Raw genomic sequence first — 316 nt, 5'->3', positions numbered from 1 at the left:
GAGCGACTTCAACGCGTCGGCAGCCTTCTGCTTCGCCGCCTCCGCCGCCGCCTCCTGATCACCCGAGCCGCCGGACGACGACGGCGTGTCGCCGAGCCCCGCCCCGGCACCGGACTCGGTCTTGATCGGATCACCATCGAGCGACTTCAAGGCATCCGCGGCCTTCTGCTTCGCCGCTTCCGCCGCCGCCTCCTGGTCGCCCGAACCGCCGGGACTCCCACCCAGCCCCGCGCCACCCGACGACGGCGTGTCACCGAGCCCCGCCCCCGCACCGGACTCGGTCTTGATCGGATCCCCATCGAGCGACTTCAACGCA

Annotated in this window: 1 pseudogene; it reads right to left on the bottom strand. The window is 71.8% G+C overall.

Annotation, left to right across the window (positions count from 1 at the left end):
- Window positions 1–316: pseudogene (locus tag CF165_RS49830) on the bottom strand (WXG100 family type VII secretion target); the annotation flags it as partial.

The organism is Amycolatopsis vastitatis, from assembly GCF_002234595.1.
GTDB classification, from domain to species: Bacteria; Actinomycetota; Actinomycetes; order Mycobacteriales; family Pseudonocardiaceae; genus Amycolatopsis; species Amycolatopsis vastitatis.
The sequence above is the reverse complement of the archived record's forward strand: the minus strand, read 5'-3'. Positions and strand labels throughout refer to the sequence as shown.